The sequence below is a fragment of the Hyperthermus butylicus DSM 5456 genome, assembly GCF_000015145.1.
Lineage (GTDB): Archaea > Thermoproteota > Thermoprotei_A > Sulfolobales > Pyrodictiaceae > Hyperthermus > Hyperthermus butylicus.
Genome location: NC_008818.1, coordinates 1,487,986 through 1,503,925, shown reverse-complemented (window position 1 = coordinate 1,503,925; position 15,940 = coordinate 1,487,986). Strand labels below are relative to the sequence as shown.

21 protein-coding genes and 1 tRNA gene are annotated in these 15,940 nt (G+C 52.0%); 20 read left to right on the top strand and 2 right to left on the bottom strand.

Annotated features, from left to right (window positions below; genetic code table 11):
- The first annotated feature begins 8 nt into the window (after positions 1-8).
- The 7 genes from HBUT_RS07825 (at position 9) to HBUT_RS07800 (ending at position 4,936) form a co-directional block, all read left to right on the top strand.
- Positions 9-941: an ATP-binding protein gene (locus HBUT_RS07825; protein ID WP_011822634.1), complete on the top strand. Its 933-nt coding sequence runs from the start codon at positions 9-11 to the stop codon at positions 939-941.
- A gap of 126 nt (positions 942-1,067) precedes the next feature.
- The gene (locus HBUT_RS07820; RefSeq protein ID WP_011822633.1) at positions 1,068-2,015 is read left to right on the top strand and encodes an AAA family ATPase; all 948 of its coding nucleotides are present in this window, start codon (positions 1,068-1,070) and stop codon (positions 2,013-2,015) included.
- Between the two features lie 17 nt (positions 2,016-2,032).
- Positions 2,033-3,307 carry a DUF58 domain-containing protein gene (locus tag HBUT_RS07815; RefSeq protein WP_011822632.1) on the top strand — a complete coding sequence of 425 codons (1,275 nt, stop codon included), beginning with the start codon at positions 2,033-2,035 and terminating at the stop codon, positions 3,305-3,307.
- The gene (locus tag HBUT_RS07810) at positions 3,280-4,017 is read left to right on the top strand and encodes a hypothetical protein (protein ID WP_011822631.1); all 738 of its coding nucleotides are present in this window, start codon (positions 3,280-3,282) and stop codon (positions 4,015-4,017) included. Before HBUT_RS07815 ends, HBUT_RS07810 begins: the two co-directional genes overlap by 28 nt.
- A gap of 31 nt (positions 4,018-4,048) precedes the next feature.
- Positions 4,049-4,219, top strand: coding sequence for a hypothetical protein (locus HBUT_RS09635; RefSeq protein ID WP_153801432.1), 171 nt, complete (start codon positions 4,049-4,051; stop codon positions 4,217-4,219).
- 2 nt (positions 4,220-4,221) lie between these two features.
- Positions 4,222-4,821 (top strand): endonuclease dU, encoded by a 600-nt coding sequence (locus HBUT_RS07805; protein ID WP_011822630.1) that lies wholly within the window; start codon positions 4,222-4,224, stop codon positions 4,819-4,821.
- Between the two features lie 38 nt (positions 4,822-4,859).
- Positions 4,860-4,936, top strand: a tRNA-Lys gene (locus tag HBUT_RS07800).
- Positions 4,937-4,956: 20 nt separating this feature from the next.
- Here the strand turns inward: HBUT_RS07800 and HBUT_RS07795 are convergent.
- Entirely contained in the window at positions 4,957-5,889 is a 933-nt protein-coding gene (locus HBUT_RS07795; protein ID WP_011822629.1) for a 4-hydroxybenzoate octaprenyltransferase, read from the bottom strand.
- 289 nt (positions 5,890-6,178) lie between these two features.
- Here HBUT_RS07795 and HBUT_RS10150 point away from each other — a divergent pair, with 289 nt between their 5' ends.
- The 11 genes from HBUT_RS10150 (at position 6,179) to HBUT_RS07750 (ending at position 14,320) form a co-directional block, all read left to right on the top strand.
- Complete coding sequence (locus HBUT_RS10150; protein ID WP_052287776.1) at positions 6,179-6,454, top strand: ATP-binding cassette domain-containing protein; 276 nt, start codon at positions 6,179-6,181, stop codon at positions 6,452-6,454.
- The gene (locus HBUT_RS10085) at positions 6,451-6,807 is read left to right on the top strand and encodes an ATP-binding cassette domain-containing protein (protein WP_052287775.1); all 357 of its coding nucleotides are present in this window, start codon (positions 6,451-6,453) and stop codon (positions 6,805-6,807) included. Before HBUT_RS10150 ends, HBUT_RS10085 begins: the two co-directional genes overlap by 4 nt.
- A 357-nt stretch (positions 6,808-7,164) precedes the next feature.
- A complete protein-coding gene (locus HBUT_RS07785; protein WP_228546812.1) occupies positions 7,165-7,821 on the top strand; it encodes a metal ABC transporter permease in 657 nt (218 codons plus the stop codon).
- Positions 7,818-8,198, top strand: coding sequence for a CopG family ribbon-helix-helix protein (locus HBUT_RS07780; RefSeq protein ID WP_011822627.1), 381 nt, complete (start codon positions 7,818-7,820; stop codon positions 8,196-8,198). The genes HBUT_RS07785 and HBUT_RS07780 overlap by 4 nt, the downstream gene beginning before the upstream one ends.
- 532 nt (positions 8,199-8,730) lie before the next feature.
- A complete protein-coding gene (locus tag HBUT_RS09900) occupies positions 8,731-9,156 on the top strand; it encodes a hypothetical protein (RefSeq protein ID WP_011822626.1) in 426 nt (141 codons plus the stop codon).
- 311 nt (positions 9,157-9,467) lie between these two features.
- Positions 9,468-11,147 (top strand): cytochrome ubiquinol oxidase subunit I, encoded by a 1,680-nt coding sequence (locus HBUT_RS07770; RefSeq protein ID WP_011822625.1) that lies wholly within the window; start codon positions 9,468-9,470, stop codon positions 11,145-11,147.
- A gap of 1 nt (position 11,148) precedes the next feature.
- Complete coding sequence (locus HBUT_RS07765; protein ID WP_011822624.1) at positions 11,149-12,360, top strand: cytochrome ubiquinol oxidase subunit I; 1,212 nt, start codon at positions 11,149-11,151, stop codon at positions 12,358-12,360.
- A gap of 148 nt (positions 12,361-12,508) precedes the next feature.
- The gene (locus HBUT_RS10145; protein ID WP_110138765.1) at positions 12,509-12,787 is read left to right on the top strand and encodes an MBL fold metallo-hydrolase; all 279 of its coding nucleotides are present in this window, start codon (positions 12,509-12,511) and stop codon (positions 12,785-12,787) included.
- A 363-nt stretch (positions 12,788-13,150) separates the two neighbouring features.
- Positions 13,151-13,288, top strand: a complete 138-nt coding sequence (locus tag HBUT_RS09630; RefSeq protein WP_153801430.1) for a hypothetical protein — start codon at positions 13,151-13,153, stop codon at positions 13,286-13,288.
- Between the two features lie 233 nt (positions 13,289-13,521).
- Positions 13,522-13,830 carry a hypothetical protein gene (locus tag HBUT_RS09070; protein ID WP_011822623.1) on the top strand — a complete coding sequence of 103 codons (309 nt, stop codon included), beginning with the start codon at positions 13,522-13,524 and terminating at the stop codon, positions 13,828-13,830.
- A gap of 34 nt (positions 13,831-13,864) precedes the next feature.
- Positions 13,865-14,320: an uL10 family ribosomal protein gene (locus HBUT_RS07750; protein WP_011822622.1), complete on the top strand. Its 456-nt coding sequence runs from the start codon at positions 13,865-13,867 to the stop codon at positions 14,318-14,320.
- Positions 14,321-14,356: 36 nt separating this feature from the next.
- Here the strand turns inward: HBUT_RS07750 and HBUT_RS07745 are convergent, their stop codons facing one another.
- Positions 14,357-14,587 carry a hypothetical protein gene (locus HBUT_RS07745; RefSeq protein ID WP_048061574.1) on the bottom strand — a complete coding sequence of 77 codons (231 nt, stop codon included), beginning with the start codon at positions 14,585-14,587 and terminating at the stop codon, positions 14,357-14,359.
- Positions 14,588-15,024: 437 nt separating this feature from the next.
- Here HBUT_RS07745 and HBUT_RS07740 point away from each other — a divergent pair, with 437 nt between their 5' ends.
- Positions 15,025-15,333, top strand: a complete 309-nt coding sequence (locus HBUT_RS07740) for an acylphosphatase (protein ID WP_048061573.1) — start codon at positions 15,025-15,027, stop codon at positions 15,331-15,333.
- Positions 15,334-15,337: 4 nt separating this feature from the next.
- On the top strand, positions 15,338-15,937 hold the full coding sequence (locus HBUT_RS07735) for a hypothetical protein (protein WP_011822620.1): 600 nt from the start codon (positions 15,338-15,340) through the stop codon (positions 15,935-15,937).
- Positions 15,938-15,940: the final 3 nt, after the last annotated feature.

The window sequence follows — 15,940 nt, the reverse complement described above, 5'->3', positions numbered from 1 at the left end:
GTGTAGCCGTGCAGGCCGGAATGCTGGGCCGCTCCGCCGAGCTGCGCGAGCTGCTCAGCCTTGCCGCCGGTGGCGGGGTCTACTACGTTTATGGCCCCCGCGGTGTTGGCGTGTCGAGTCTTCTCCGCTGGTTTATCAGCAGCCTCGCGCACGTCTCGGGGTATGCTGTGGCCTATGTGGATGGGTTTGAGGGTGAGAGGGAGGACCTGGCTGTTTCTGGGACCCCCCTGCTGGTTGCAAGATTCCGCGCAGCCGTATCGCCTAACGTCCCAGTGGGGCGTGGCATGGTTCTAGCACTGCCCGTGGTTGTTGGTGGGTTTCCAGCCCAGGGGCTCAGGATAGTGGTTGTCGTGGATCATGTCGACCGTGTGCTTGGCGGGGAGAGCCTCAGAGGCTTTGCAGAGGGTTTAGCTGGGCTCGCTGAACGCCTGGTAGCCCGTGGTGCCGTCTCTGTAGCCTTCTTCTTGGCTGGCCGGGCTCTAGGCGCACGTATGCTACGTGGGGTGGCTGAGCCCGTGCTTGTCGAGGGCATAGACGCTACATCCTATGCAGAGCTAGCCCGGAGACTCGGGGCTCCTCAAGGCTTCAACGCTCACGGCTTCTGGGAGCTGACTCAGGGCAACCCTGGAGAGCTCGTGCTGCTGGCACATCGGTACCTGTGGAATGTTGAGTTCTGGCGGGGCGCTATTGCGGCTAGGCTGCGGAGAGTTGCAAGGCTTTTGGAGGCCCGTGGACTCCAAGAGGAGCTTGCTAGGGCTGTGGAAGAGGGACCTGATGCAGCGTCTCCGCGTCTCCTAGAACTGCTCGAGGCCCACGACGTTGTCTACAGCGGCGAAGCCAAGCCCCTCCAGGACAGGAAGGTGTGCGCTGCAGGATACTGCTGGCAGCTACCGGTCTACCGTGAGGTGCTGGGAGAACTGCTAGGGGTCGGCCGCAGGTGAAGCCGGGCATCCCCACGCGGGGTTCCCCGATGCAGGCCTCCTCACACCCCATGCCTCGTGGATCTAGTGTTGTGGTAAGCGTATATCCTCCCCGCACTGTGCCAGATCCTGTGAGGGCATGGAGCTGTGAGTGAGTCCAGTGTCGTGCTCGATAGGGCGCGCATGATTATACAGCGTGTCGTGGAGGAGGTTAGCAAGGCTGTCGTCGGGAAACGCAACGTCGTAGACCTGATGGTCGCGGCAATAGCTGCTGGGGGCCACGTGCTGCTCGAAGGTGTGCCGGGTGTGGCCAAGACACTGCTCTCCCGTGCCGTGGCCTCAGCCTTCAACGTGGAGTTCAGCAGGGTTCAGTGCACCCCCGACCTCCTACCCTCAGACATAATAGGCACATTCGTCTACCGCGATGGGAGGTTCGAGTTTGTCAGGGGACCCATATTCGCCGACATAGTGTTGGTGGATGAGATTAACCGTGCGAGCCCCAAGACGCAGAGCGCGCTGCTGGAAGCTATGCAGGAGCGCCAGGTCACTGTGTGGGGTAAGACGTTCCGGCTACCCGACACATTCACCGTCATAGCTACAATGAACCCTGTCGAGTCGGAGGGTGTCTACCCGCTTAGCGAGGCGCAGGTAGACAGGTTTCTCGCGAAGATACCCGTCGGCTACCCTTCGAGGGAGGAGCTCGTAGAGATAATGGAGCGTGTACGCGTCATAGAGGAGGAATGGCCCGTACGGCCCGTCGCTAGCCGCGACGATCTCCTCTTCCTGCGGAAGGCTGTATGGAACGTCTACGTTGACTACAATGTGAAGCTCTACATCGCCTCGATAGTCGAGGAGACCCGTAGGAGTCCCCACGTACTCCTCGGCGGCTCCCCGAGAGCAGCTATAGCGATGATGCAGCTGTCCCGCGCTCTGGCACTCATAGAGGGCCGCGACCACGTAACGCCGGAGCATGTCAAGCGTGCTGCTAGGCCAGCCCTACTCCACCGCATAGTGTTGCGGCCTGAGGCCCGCCTTGCAGGCGTAACTGTGGACGACATCATAGACTCGGTGCTGGAGCGTGTGGAGCCCCCGTAGGGAGGGCCAGAGGGTTCTTGCCCGTAGAGCCGACGCCAAAGGCGCTCCTGGCTGCCGCGTCGATAACAGCCCTCCTCATAGCCAGCTATGCCGGGGTCTACCCGTGGCTAACGGGCAGCCTTGCGGTCCTCCTCTCGGGGATCCTAGCTTGGAGCCTCGGCTACGCCTACACCCTCTCCAGGGCAGCGCTAGGCCTAATGTTTGAGAGGAGTGTGGAGCCAGAGACAGCCTATGAGGGCGCACCGGTCAAGGTGACTATCCGTGTACACAACGCGTCGAGACTCCGCGCCGAGGCGGTGGTGACCGATGCTATCCCGGCAAGGGTTAGGGTTGAGGAGAGCCCAGTATTTCGTGTCTCGCTGCTGCCAGGCGCATCTGCAGCCTACACCTACACTGTGAAGCCCCTTCCAGGGCTACACATCTTCAGCGAGCTGACCGTGGATGTCGTGGACCCACTGGGCTTCTTTGTCTACCGTCGCACGGTTAGGACCCCAGCAAGCATCAAGACGGTGCCAGTGGCAAGCCTCTCCGAGCCGTGTGCCCCGAGCCCGGTGCACGGGTTCCTCGAGGCCTATAGGAGGCTCGTGCATGGTGTGGGCCTTGAGTTCTACGAGGTGAGGGAGTACCAGCCAGGCGACGACCCGAGGAGAATCGTGTGGACCGCCACGGCGAGGGTCGGGAGGCTAATGGTCCGCGAGGACCTCTCCGAGCTGCAGCCGAGGCTCCACATGCTAGTGGACCTCTCCCGCTACAGCTGGGCGGGAGAGCCCGGGGACACTCCGGGAGATCATATTGCAAGGCTTGCAGCCTCGCTCGCCCGCAGCATCGCCAGCCTAGGCGGCGTCTTCGGCTACACGCTGCTCCGCGGCGATGTCTGGCTAACAGTGCAGCCAGGCAGGGCTGGGGAGAGGCTCCACCAGCTCCTCACGCAGCTCTCAAGCCTAGACCCCATCGAGACCCTAACCCATAGCGGTTGGGGGCTCTGCGGAGCCGTCAAGGAGGCTAGAACCCTGCTCCCCAGGGGCATGCTGCTCCTAGTACTCACCGGACCCCACGCCCTGGTCCAGCCCAGGCTCGAGGAGATGGCTTCGTGTCTCGCGGGGCTAAACGCGGTGGTCGTAGTGGTTCTTCCGGTGGGCGACGCAGAGGCCTCCAGGCTGGCCCGCACGGCTGCGGTAAGGCTTGCAGGCAGGGCCTCCAGCGTTCTTGGCGGGGCAGGGGCAAGACTATACCTGGCCCCCGGCGGGCAGTTCGTGAGGGAGGCTTGGAGGCTGATAGCATCGCCCGCATAGCCCATGGATTCGCCGTCCCCACAGCTGCGCTAGCCCTTCTCGTGCTAGCCTACACTGTTCTCCCCGCGCCCTGGCTGCTAGCAGGCATGGCTGTGGCAGCGGCGGCAGCAGCTGTGGGGAGGCTATGGCTCTCGCTGCTCACAGCACTGTCGGTAGCGCTGACTGCGGCAGCCGTGGAGTCCAGGCCCGAGACAGTGGCGGCGCTCGCCGGCATAGCCCTATTGACGTTAGCTGCTCCGGGGCCCGGACTCCAGCCCCCCTACAAGCCTCCGAAGAGCCTCCTCCTAGCCATAGCCTTCTCCGGGCTCGCAGCGCTACACGCATCCCTCGCGGCACATGCGCTGGCGATGGTGCAGCCTTACGCAGCGATACTAGCCTCTCACCCTGGCGCGGAGGGCTCAGCCTACCTTGCCGCCGCCCTCGTTGCCGCCGCCATCTCCTACCTTGCCTCGGCGCCTAGGCCCCTTCTACGTCCCCCGTCAAGGCTAAGGCCCTGGCACATACTCGAAGTAGTAGTCTATACTGCCACGATGATCCCCGTATTCAGCGAGCCAGCAGTCTTTGCCGCAGTCCTAGCGGGTCTAGCAGCAGGCGGCATAGCGGTGCAGGTGAAGCCTAGGGCGAGGCTAGTAGCTTACATGGCTGCATACACTGCAGCAGCATTATTACTAGGCGTAGACGCCGAGATAGCCCGGATCCTTGCGCCCTAGGAGTAGCCCCGCAGCAGGGCTGGTGGCAGCCGTGGCCCGGTCTGGGCTTCCAGCACTACTCGTAGGCTCTGGACTAGCCTTCCTAGCAGCAAGCATTGCGCTACTCTACGCAAGGCATGTTCTCGCGGGCCTGCTAGCAGCAGCCATAGGCTACTACCTCGTCGCATCAGGCCTAGACGCCTACCGGGAGGAGAAGCGCTAGCCATGCAGGCCTGCATAGCAGGTTTCGACGACGGCTTCTTCGAGAGGGGCTGGAGGAGAACGATAGCAGTCCTGGCGGTCCACTGCTGGAGGGGTAGCAGCCTATGCCCCTGTGGCGCCTACACGGCGATGCTAACCATTGACGGTCTAGACGCTACCGCTAGGGCAGCAGAGTTAGTCGCGAGGGCTATGGAGAGGCATAGGCTGCAGGCGGTACTGCTGGATACGAACATCTATGCAGGCTTCAACATCCTAGACCCCGAAGCGCTCCACAGGGAGACAAGCGTGCCCGTCATAGTTGTGTACTGGTACCCTCCGAACCGGGATGCGGTGAGGAGAGCGCTTGAGCTACACTTTCCCGACTGGAGGACTAGGCTGAAGCTGCTCGAGAAGGTCTGGTCGAAGCTATCCAAGATGCCGTGCCCCAAGGGGGAGCTGCTATTGGCGAGCTACGGCATGGAAACGGGGGAGGCGTGGAGCCTGACGTGCAGCCTTCAGCTACACACGAGGCAGCCTGAGCCATTATTCACAGCACACAAGCTAGCCTCAATGCTCTCAAGGCAGCTGGCGAGCCTCCTCAAGGGGCATGGCAAACAATCCTAATAAACCAGGGCACGTGGGGAGGAGGAATGATGGGGTCTGGGCCGGTAGCTCAGCCTGGCAGAGCGGCGGGCTTTTAACCCGTAGGTCCCGGGTTCAAATCCCGGCCGGCCCGCCACAACACCTCCCCTTCCTCCTTCACGCCAGCCTGGCTAGCACGTCAGCCGCGATTCCGAGGCTTATGACCAGGCCTAGCAGCAGGTTTGTGTTGAAGGCCTCGGGTATCGCGCCGAGGCCCTTCCTGGCGATGAGCAGGTGCTGGTACGCCAGCAAGCCGATAGCAATGATGGCCGAGGCAGCTGCTATGACGCCGAGCCCATAGGCGTGGATGCTCCAGGCTAGGAGGATCGCCGTAGCGCAGTGCATGAGCCTGCTCGCCGCGAATGCGCCCTTTACGCCTAGCCTTGCAGGTATACTGCCCAGCCCCATTTTGCGGTCAAACTCCAGATCCATTATTGCGTAGTATGTGTCGAAGCCTGCAACCCATAGCGTTACAGCAGCCACGAGCAGCCATGGCACAGCGCGGAGAACATCTATTAGCCCAGTGGCCTCCATGCCGGCTGTAGCTACGGCGCCGCCGAACACAACGAGGCCCAGGACTATGCCCAGGTGGATGTGTGGAACCCAGTGCACCCTCTTGGCATGAGGGTAGCTCATGGCTAGGAGCCAGGGCAGCGGGCTGAGAAGCAGCGCGTAGCGGTTGAGCAGCGCAGCCGAGGCATAGTATAGCAGGGAGCCAGCGAAAACTAGGAGCCACGCGTCGCGGATCCTGACAACCCCAATCACCAGCGGCCTGTGCCTCGTACGTGGGTTCAGCTGGTCAATATCGAGATCCGCGATATTGTTATAGGCCATAGCTGCCGTCCTAAGACCAAACACTGCGAGCGCTATGAGCACAACTGTTCTAGCATCGAGGCGTTCCGGGCAGGCTATGAGGGCGCCAGCATAGGCGAACGGTAGGCTGAACAGTGTGTGCTCGATACGGATTAGACGGGCGAGAGCGCGAAGCCTACCAGCTCTGCCGCCAAGCCTACCTGGATCCCAGGCTGCTGGCGCACCCTGAGACCCCACGGCCAGGCCCCCAAGACATGTCACACGAGACGGCCCGCGGGTCTTACTCCTTGCCCAGAATACAAGCCATAGCCTGGAAGGCCTCCAGCCCTCCGGCCCGGGTGCCAGCTTTATATCGCCCCCGAGCAGCGCTACACGGCTCTACAGTAGGGATACCCAAGGCGTACCTCCGCATCTATGGCAGGGTGCGGGGCGTATTCTTCAGAGCAACCATGAGAGACGTAGCAAGGCTATTGATGTGTGCATAAATAGTTTGATTTCATTGTATATTGTGCACGGTCAGAGGAGAATGCAGATTCAACTGATTAACACAAGCTACTCGGTTGATGGCGAGCCCATATTAGAAGACATTAACATAAACATACAAGGTCCAGCATTAGTTCAGGTTATTGGACCGAACGGTGTTGGTAAGACTACCCTTCTAAGAATTATGGCAGGACTCATCAAACCGACTAAGGGAATAGTCAGAGTATGTGGAAGTGAAGCTACTGGCGATCCTAGCATTGCGGGTGAGTGTATTGGCTATGTGCCACAACGTCTCCAATATCTAGGTACAATCCCATGACGGTGTACGATTTCCTTTCATCTAGAGCCCTATTCACGCGCCGTTGGCCTAGACTAAGTGAGGGAAGTGATGTCAAGGAAAAACTCTATGACGTTCTACGCAGGACTGGATTAACGAGAGACGTCCTTGGAAAGAGGCTCTGGGAGCTAAGTGGTGGAGTATTAATGAGAGTATTCATTGCCAGAACCCTACTCTACGATCCTATAATTCTATTATTAGATGAGCCTTTAGCACCCATAGATCCCCATGGCAAGATTGAATTCTCATATCTGCTAGGAGAGATATCAAAGACGAAACTGGTTAATGTAACAAGCCATGATCCCTGTTGCTGGAGAAATACACAGATGTTGTAGTACTACTTAATAAGAATAATATATGCGGTGGGATCACCGGATCAGGTGTTAAGGGCGAGCGTTCCTATCGAAAGTATACGGTGAGGCAATAGTAGAGGTGGAGAAACATATACATATTCTTGACGAGCATGAAGGTGCTAGAAAATGAGGAACCACACTTTGCTTCTCACAATAATACTGATGTCATCATTATCATTAGCGGTTGTGTTAGCATTAGAATACAATCCACTGTGGGTAATTGTAATGGCTTCAAGCGGAGTAGCATTCGGTGCACTTAGTTTGCTGGTTTATTCAAGAAGGCTAATGTACATGGCAGCAGCTTCACCTCACAGTGCATTCTTGGCCGCCGCCCTCTAAATACCATTATCAGTCTTTATAGGCCTCCCGATGAGAGTATGGATGCTAGTTATCGGCCTTGTACTCGTCTACCTAGTCGGATGGTTGACCTATAAGGGCATGGATCCAGATGAGGCGACCAGCTTATTCGTTGGTCTCACTGCAAGTGGCGGGGTGCTGGCTTCATATTATGTCTTGACTAGGTATCCGTACTCATCAAGGATATGGGCCGTTGTTTTTGGAGATCCACTGCTTTCCTCGAGAAGCGACGCGGTAATATCTATGATCGTCGCTATACTTTTCATGTTCTTCGCGTATACGACGACTAGAGAGATAGTATACATAGGAGCCGACATTGAGGATGCAAGGCTCTCCGGACTCAAGGTCTGGCTCTACGATCTCGCATTATATACTAGCATAGGGATTGTAGTCATAGTCATGATCAATACAGTCGGCTTCATATTAGAGCACGTATTAATACTTATACCAGGCCTCATAGCGCACTATGCTTCAAAGGGTGTCTATAGGGCTTTAACACTGAGCATTCTAATAGCGTTATTCTCATTCCTCGCAGGACTCGCATTAGCAATTGGATTTGACCAGAGTTCCTCGGCGATGACGGGGTGCTTACTCGTACTAGAGTTTGGAGTCGTGTATTTCGCGGGGTGGTACAGGTGAAGAGAAGATTTGGAATAAGTATTAATGAGTCTATTGCCAAAATGCTCGAAGTCCTATCCAACCAGACGGGAGTAAATAGAAGTAGGTTAATTGAGGAAGCGATAAAGGGTTACTTAGAGGATCATAGCCACCTACTAGTACCACATGATTGCAAGGGAATATTGGTAGCTCACTGTCCGGCTAGCGGTCAGCTATCTAATATAACGGAGGAGTACAGTGAGGTGATTGTAGCATGGCTACATGCTCACCTAAACGAGGCCTGTATGGAGGCCTTCTTTGCTGAGGGTGAATCACGTAAAATAATGGGCCTTTACTCTGAGATTCTCAAAAGGGGTTGTAAGGGAAGATACATTCCAGTTGGGAATGTACCCCCTTAACTCCAGTGGTATGATAGTGTTAGGGGATGGAGGAGGCCATTGAGGGTCTGGCCGTATGTAGCATTTACTGGCAGTGTGCTATTCGTATGGAGCCTGACTGAGGCTAAGGTATCATTACTGCTAACGGACAGGTATACCGATATTGCCTTATTGGTTGCTATATGGGGTGTTACATGGTTCTTATCCTATAGAATTTCAGTACCATATACTGTCCAAGCATACTCTAGGAAGGGAGACTATTGTATCTACCATTCTCTCGATACTAGCTGTCTCCCTTGTTATGGTCTTCGACTCCATCTGCTATGCGATGATTGCCTATCTACTCTCTACTTCATCCCTAGCCGTAAGTACCTCTACTGTTTGGCTTCTATTCTGCGCGGTGATCCGTCGGGGGATATAGCATCTCTTATTTCGAAGCTACGGGTTTACTCCTGGTATTGCACATGCAATGTTGTCAGTATTGTATACTGTTTTCGATATCCATATCTTAACTATTATATTAATAATTATAATTTTTATGATATTAATAGTTGTGCAGGAGCGGACTCCAATCATACCAGCGATAACTCTCGAAGTAGTCGACAAATTCACAGAAGCATTAATAAACCCTCGTAAAGAGGACAATAGAATCACTATACAAATTATAGCATTATTGATCTCCATGTTGTCAATAGCAAAGCTCGTGTATATGCCAAGTGCCGTGTCGAGTAACATATACATGAGTCTGACACTCTATGCAGGAGCCCTTACACTAGGAGCTATCCTTGGTACACTAATAAGGTCTGGAACAAAATTGTTCATCTCACTACTTATATTGAGCATACTCACATTAATCGTAGACCCCTGGCTCTTCAAATTCACCATAATAGCGACTATGCTCACATTCACAGACATCAACGCCTTCCTCACAACTGCAATAATGCTCCCGTCAAAATACCATTCCTCACATGGAGAATAGCACTATCACTCCTAATCTTTTCGGTATTGATAGCGCTCATTTCAGAATTGTATGGGAGTATAGAGCTCATACTGGGGTTCCTATTAGTGCTTGTTAGTATTTCAGACTCCTCATATTTGGAAAAAGGATAATAGAATGAGAGTGACATAGTGTTGAAATATCATCTAGAGAAAACTCTTATTCTACAAAATGGGTACGGTTAGAAAGAATTTCTTCTTCGAAATTACCACTTCTAAACGAAATTCTTTTATTTGAGCTTGTGTTATGAACTAAAAACAGAACATTGTAATAACTAGTTGATGGGTGAGGTATTGGCCGACCTATTAGGTCAATGGGGTCAATATCCAGCGTTTTCCGACAGGGTCCTATCACTCATAGGTATTGAGGCCCACTGGGCGATTCTACAATACGTCGTCGGCCTCAGCTTCCTATCATTTATAGCATACCTAATATATGCCAAAACCAATGATAAAAAATGGGAGAGACTAGCGTATACATTGTTCAAGGGATTCGTAATAGTATTCGCAGTAGGAGCTGCTACAGGCACGGCAAGCGAGTTCGGCCTTGTCCTACTTTGGCCAAACCTAACAGAAGCAGCTGGTAGATACATATACTTCCCACTGTACGCTGAGGTATTCGCCTTCCTACTAGAAGTCGTATTCATATACTTAACATACTATGGATGGAAGAAATTCGGTAAAAGCGCCATGGTCGTACTGCTATTCCTATCATTCATAGGGCCATGGTACAGTGCTGCAATGATCGTCTCCGTAAACAGCTATATGGTAGCCCCTACTGGCATAGTGCCTGCCTATGATCCCAACACGGGTGCATGGCTATACGATCAAGGTTATCCAAAGATGACTCTTGTCGTACCCAGCAATTTAGTCGAGGCACTAAACGTCACAGCACTACAGGCCGCTGGAATGACTGTCAAGGATACATTGAGCGACGCCGTAGTAGTAGAGATGCCGGTAAAGATAGTTCAACGATTAGTCTATGAGGCTTGGGCAGGCTATACAGTTAAAGACAGCATACTGGCACTGGTTGCAAACAAAGACTACGTTCAGGCCCACCCAGACATCCTAAACGTCCCCGTTAAAGACATCGTGGACAAGATACTTGTCAAAACAATAGAGACTGTCGGAGTAACAACGGTCACCTTCAAGAGCCCGGTCTACCTAGCTTCAATACTACACGTTATAGGGGCGGCATTAACAGTAAGCTCCTTCACAATAATGGCCGCGTATGCAATGAGGATAAAGAGCTATGGCAAATCACCCAAAGAGTACAAAGATTACGTCAATGCTGCCTTCAAGTTTGCAGCTGTATCAGCACTCGTTACAATAGCAATACAGGGCTTCGTATTCGGCCACGAGATGGGTACATCAATAGCCCATTATAACCCAGAGAAATTCGCTGCGATGGAGGCCACCACCGACCAGATAACACCCGTCACGAAAATATTACCAGGCGGCGAGAAATTAGTAGCGCTCCTAGCTTACGGAGATCCCAATGCTCCACTACCCAACTATGATAAGATTCCATCAGATTACTGCTTCTTCCCAGCAACGCTTCAGGAGGACGCAGCGAGAATCGGCTCCTGTAAACCACCACTAATAATACACTACCTATACTATGCCAAGACCGGTCTTGGAATACTCATGGGACTATACGCCCTAGCAATAGTCTTCTACCTATGGAGGACTAAGGATCCGGAAAAAACTCCTAGATGGCTACTGTCGGTAGCACCGCTCTCGATAATAATCATACAGTTCGTCAGCTTCCTAGGATGGGCAGTAAGAGAAATAGGGAGGAAGCCATGGACGATCTATGGAGTAATGACGCCCGATGTAGCCCACACAGTCAACCCGCCAAGCGTCGGTGCCGTGACACTAGTGGCAATATTCTTCCTAGCAATACTAGCAGCACTAGGATACAGCGTCTACAGATTCCTATGGCTACCAGGTAAACCAGAGGAGGTGAAATAACATGTTATGGAGCATATTCTGGCTAGCATTAGTATTCGCGTTCCACATAGTAATGGTTAATCTAGGCATATTCCTAGCACTTTATGTGCCATACCTAAAGAGGAAAGCAGACAATAGTGGCGACGAGGACCTGGATAAAGTAGCCCATAAGCTAATGAAATTCTACGCCGCAACCTATGGGGTAGCCGGTGTATACGCAACAGCATTCACAGTCTTCCTACTAAGCTTCTATCCAGACTTCCTAGGACTAGCAGGACACCTTACACTAATACCATTCGGCCTAGCAATACTCATGATCGTAGTCCACTTCTTCTCTATAACAGGATTCTACTATGGCTGGGACAGGTGGAGTAGAAGAGTGCACTACTTTTTCGGCGCGCTACTCGCTCTATCAGCACTACTAATACCATTCGCCTTCAGAGCAGTATTTGCATTCCTAAACATTCCAGTAGGTCTTGAACTATCAGGGGGCAAACTATCACTCAACGTTGCAAAAGCTCTAACAGGTAACCCAACATACTGGCCACTATACCTCAAATCACTGATAGCAGCAGTAACGGCTGGAGCATTCGCAATAGTTGGAGGACTAGCATACTCATATGTGAAGGCAACAGATGAGGGATACAAGAGGGCCGTAAGCCAGGTAGTGAAGGAGTTAACGCCAATCATTGCAATAGGCCTGGTCTTAATGATTGTGATGGGCCTCTGGTACGCAGTAAGTCTAAGGAACATTCCATACAAGTTCAACAATGTGTTCGCTAGATTAGGCTGGAAAGCAGGAGACGGGACTATAGGTTTTGACGTCAGCTGGCTATTCGTATTAAAGATGATATTTTTCCTAGCACAAATCTACATCATCGCAACAGCGTACAAGCACCTTAGGGCAGGAATCATACCACAATCAAAGGCTACACCACTACTACTAGGCGGACTGATAGCACTATTCACAGTAGCATTAGGAGAACTACTCAACGCCTTCAGCCAATACCCCTACTTCATCGCATGCCTAGGAAGCCCAGCGTCATGCCAAAACATACTGGCCCAAATACCACCAGAACAGATATCGAGGCTGGCCAACATACTAAACCTCGAAACATATAACACCCTAGCTACAGTACAAAGTGTGCAAGTCATAACAGGCCTATTCATGGCCTTCCTAATAGCATCAACATTCTACTTCCTCTACGTAATACTAGTAAAAAGAGAAAAATAACGCTATAAACCCGACCCCCATTTTTTTATATATCTCACTTTATATATATCTCACTCATAACCTCCTACAAGAGTCCTGACAGCACTTAGTGTGAAGAACAATAGCGATACTACATATATTAAATGAAACCACTAAAACAGGAAGAATAATGAGGGGAAAAGGACTAAGCATCTACATAGAAGCAAGAAAGAAAGTACTTTTCGATGCAGGATCAAAATACTACTCCCTAGAATACAACGCCAGTATACTGGGATTAGACCTATCTAAACTAGACTACGCAGTTCTAAGTCACTGGCACAGAGACCACTACGCTGGATTCTCCGCACTAACAAAAATGCAACAAGAACATAACAATCTACGCGCCTCCAGGACCGACAAACAAACTAGAGAGGCTAGGTTTCAATTTCAAAGTAATAGTTATAAATGAGGTCATGAGAATTGACGACATAGTACTAATGCCACCACTCTACGATCCAAAAGAAGACATCTACGAATTAAGCCTTATACTTGAATCAAACAAGGGACCAATACTGATCATAGGTTGCGGTCATCCAGGCACAATAAATATTGTAGAAAAAGCAGCCACAATACTAAGTAAAAACCATATATGATAGTCGGAGGGATCGGCGGTATAACACCGGAAAACATACGAAAACTGGTCTCGATAGTTGAGGGACCTTTATGTGTATCCCACTGTATGAGCGAAGAATTAAGCCAGATACTAAATGAGGTATATATTGATAGATCATGCAAGATATGCCTGGCACAACAATCATGGTTTAAGCCAACGATGGTGTTAGGGTTGAAGATAGCTGTAATCGCGAGAATAGCATACGGTGCGAAAAACGCATTCGGTCCAATAATAGCGTCACTAATCAAGGAGTACGGTAAAAACATACCAATCACCATGGTAGAAGAAACCCGTTAGAAGAAGCCAATGAATGGAAGTCTAAGGGATACCAGCCCGTCATCCTTTATGGAGTATCCTTCCCCCTATACCTAGAACTCCGCTCAGAAATTAGAGAGGTAGCTAGAAAATATCTCGTAATAGTTAGCGGTCCACATGCGGAGGGAGCGTACTGGCATCTCCTCAGGGATGGCGCGTGGGCCGCCGTAATTGGAGACAGGGAGAACGCAATAACTGGTCTAATTGAGAGTATAATGAGGAGGGAGAATCCAGGCAATGTTCCAAACATAGCCTACATGGACGAGAATGGGGTATTTAACGTTACTAGGATCGAGATGATCGATCTCGACGACTATGATCCATATGTTGAGGAGTTCAAATTATACCCACCAATAGAGCTAATGAGGGGATGTAAATCCAGGTGCAAGTTCTGCCAAGTCCCATGGCTATTCAAAGCGAAAGTACAGTACCGTAGTGTAGAGAAGGCAATTGATGTAACCAAGGCCTACATCAGGGCGGGTTATAGGAGGATACGATTCATCCTTCCCATAGGATTCGCCTAAATGAGCTTTAGAGATAAGCCTCAAGATACTCGCAATGTACGACGATGGAGTGATAATCCCGAGGGACCAGCTACTCTTCGACCTGAAGGAGGTGAAGAATGACTTCATAAACGCCGCTAAGGAGGCCATAGGCCTAGCGGTCGAGATAGTCTACCCTGCAGTACCCGGAGCCGTCGAAGCAGCCCTGGCAAAGGCGTTCCTAGAGGCTAAGGCAGTAGCTGGAGAGGCGGGCATCCTACTCCCAGGCCTAGAGGAGGACATAATCGCGTGGGCAGTACAGGAGGAACTAGCAGTCATAGCAGCCCTAGGAGACAAAGCCAAAGAATTGGGCCTGGAGGCAGTAGCCGCGCCAGCGCCAGCCAAGGAGGAGGAAAAGAAAAAAGAAGGAGAAGAGGAGAAGGAGGAAGAGAGAAGTAGACCTCAGCGAGGGTCTTGGAGGACTATTCGGCCTCTAGCCAGCGCGGCACGCTCGGCCCGCTTATCTATTTAATTCCATTCCCAGTTTCTCGATCTTACCAGGTAGCGGTTAGTAGAGGTATTTTCCTTTAAGAAGGGCTTTCAATCTATATTTCTCGATGAGCCTTCTCTGCCTTTCAAGCTCTGCGAGGAAGGGGGATGATTTCCTGTTTAGTCTCCCAGAAACGAAGCCCGACATGTATGAAACTATCCACTTGACGTCGGGTTTCCTAGTCGTTAGGGATCTCCTTGCACTCTTTAGTATTGAGTAGAGAAGTAATCCTCCCGTAGCTCCGTCCATAAACAAACCCCGATTTATAGGGGTTGATGTGTGTCGGCCTCAGCAGTATCATCTTCGCATTCTTTGCAATACCCAATCTCCACCCTCTCGCCAAAGCGCAGAGTTGTATGCAGTGTCAGGAGCTGGCACAGGCCTGTAGCCTCCGCAGTCGTTCCACACCTCTCTCCTCACAGCCATACCAGTATTCGGCACGTGGAATCGGGCCTGGGGTTCGTTCAAGACTACACCGCCGGCTACACCTACACTACCATGCTTAGTCATATATAATAACAATATAGATATAGTTGTTTAACAGTATTGTGTCAGCATCAACTTGGATGAATACGTCCCATTCGAAGTTTAAGCGCCGAGATAGATATAAGAGTCCAGCCCTGACAGTCCTAACCACACCTAGAGATGGATCATATAACCTGTTAGCTTTAAGCTGCAGGAGGTCGATGAAATCGTACTTGTCGGCGTACTTTTTAGCTAGGGAGGCTGCGGAAAGGTGGCCCAGAATAGCTAGGCGGCACAGTGTTGTGGGGTGGGTTAGAAACATGCCTGACGGTAGTGTCGAAGCGGTAGTCGAGGGTCCACGTGAAGCCGTAGAAAAGGTTATCGTGTGGGCCCATCACGGCCCGCCGCTGGCTCGCGTTGACAGGGTTGAGGTTGTATGGGAGGAGCCGCGAGGCGACATGGACGACTTCATAATACGCTACGACCTAGAACCATATACTCCCAAGCCGCTAGGCAAGCGCGAGGGCTAGAACCATGCAGGAGAGCCTATCCATGCTAGCTCACAGGATAGTGGTTGAGGCGGTCCGGCTGGGATTCCCAGTCTACTCCAGGCCCCTCGGCAAAAACAAACTCTACGTATCGACGAGGCTTGGAAGTGGTGTTTTCACGGTCCGCGTACTAGAGAACCCTATTGACGGCTCAAACGCTCTAGCGCTGAGCCTAGATCCAGGCTACGAGGCAGTGATCTTGGCGGAACTCGGGAACGATAAAGTAGCTAAGGCGTATCTGGATAATGTTCCAAAGGCTATAGCTATGCATGCTGGCATCATGTCCAGGTATGAGGCAGATGTATGGGCTCAAAGGCTGCACTTTGCATCCCAGGGGCGGCTCCAGAGGATTGGGATGGGCCTCCTAGAATGGCTTGCAAGCCCCTACATGATTGAAGTAGCGCTTAGAGACAGGGAAACAAGGCTCATAGTGGCTTGGGTTAACTGTCTCACGGGTGGGCTTGTTGATGCTACACAGTGGCAGGCCAGACTTGATCTGCTAGGCCGGGAGGAGGCTAGTAGGATAGCGGGCATAGCTGCTAAAGAAGCAGGTGAGGCGTGTAGAGCTGCTGGTGTCTCCTCCTAGCCT

What these genes read in the sequence shown, in the direction of transcription:
- HBUT_RS07805 (WP_011822630.1), top strand. Translation starts at nt 4,222, where the DNA reads ATGCAGGCCTGCATAGCAGGTTTCGACGACGGCTTCTTCGAGAGGGGC.
- HBUT_RS10145 (WP_110138765.1), top strand. Translation starts at nt 12,509, where the DNA reads ATGAGGGGAAAAGGACTAAGCATCTACATAGAAGCAAGAAAGAAAGTA.
- HBUT_RS07740 (WP_048061573.1), top strand. Translation starts at nt 15,025, where the DNA reads ATGAAATCGTACTTGTCGGCGTACTTTTTAGCTAGGGAGGCTGCGGAA.
- HBUT_RS07765 (WP_011822624.1), top strand. Translation starts at nt 11,149, where the DNA reads ATGTTATGGAGCATATTCTGGCTAGCATTAGTATTCGCGTTCCACATA.
- HBUT_RS07750 (WP_011822622.1), top strand. Translation starts at nt 13,865, where the DNA reads ATGTACGACGATGGAGTGATAATCCCGAGGGACCAGCTACTCTTCGAC.
- HBUT_RS09070 (WP_011822623.1), top strand. Translation starts at nt 13,522, where the DNA reads ATGAGGAGGGAGAATCCAGGCAATGTTCCAAACATAGCCTACATGGAC.
- HBUT_RS07745 (WP_048061574.1), bottom strand. Translation starts at nt 14,587, where the DNA reads ATGGACGGAGCTACGGGAGGATTACTTCTCTACTCAATACTAAAGAGT.
- HBUT_RS10150 (WP_052287776.1), top strand. Translation starts at nt 6,179, where the DNA reads ATGCAGATTCAACTGATTAACACAAGCTACTCGGTTGATGGCGAGCCC.
- HBUT_RS10085 (WP_052287775.1), top strand. Translation starts at nt 6,451, where the DNA reads ATGACGGTGTACGATTTCCTTTCATCTAGAGCCCTATTCACGCGCCGT.
- HBUT_RS07735 (WP_011822620.1), top strand. Translation starts at nt 15,338, where the DNA reads ATGCAGGAGAGCCTATCCATGCTAGCTCACAGGATAGTGGTTGAGGCG.
- HBUT_RS09630 (WP_153801430.1), top strand. Translation starts at nt 13,151, where the DNA reads ATGGTGTTAGGGTTGAAGATAGCTGTAATCGCGAGAATAGCATACGGT.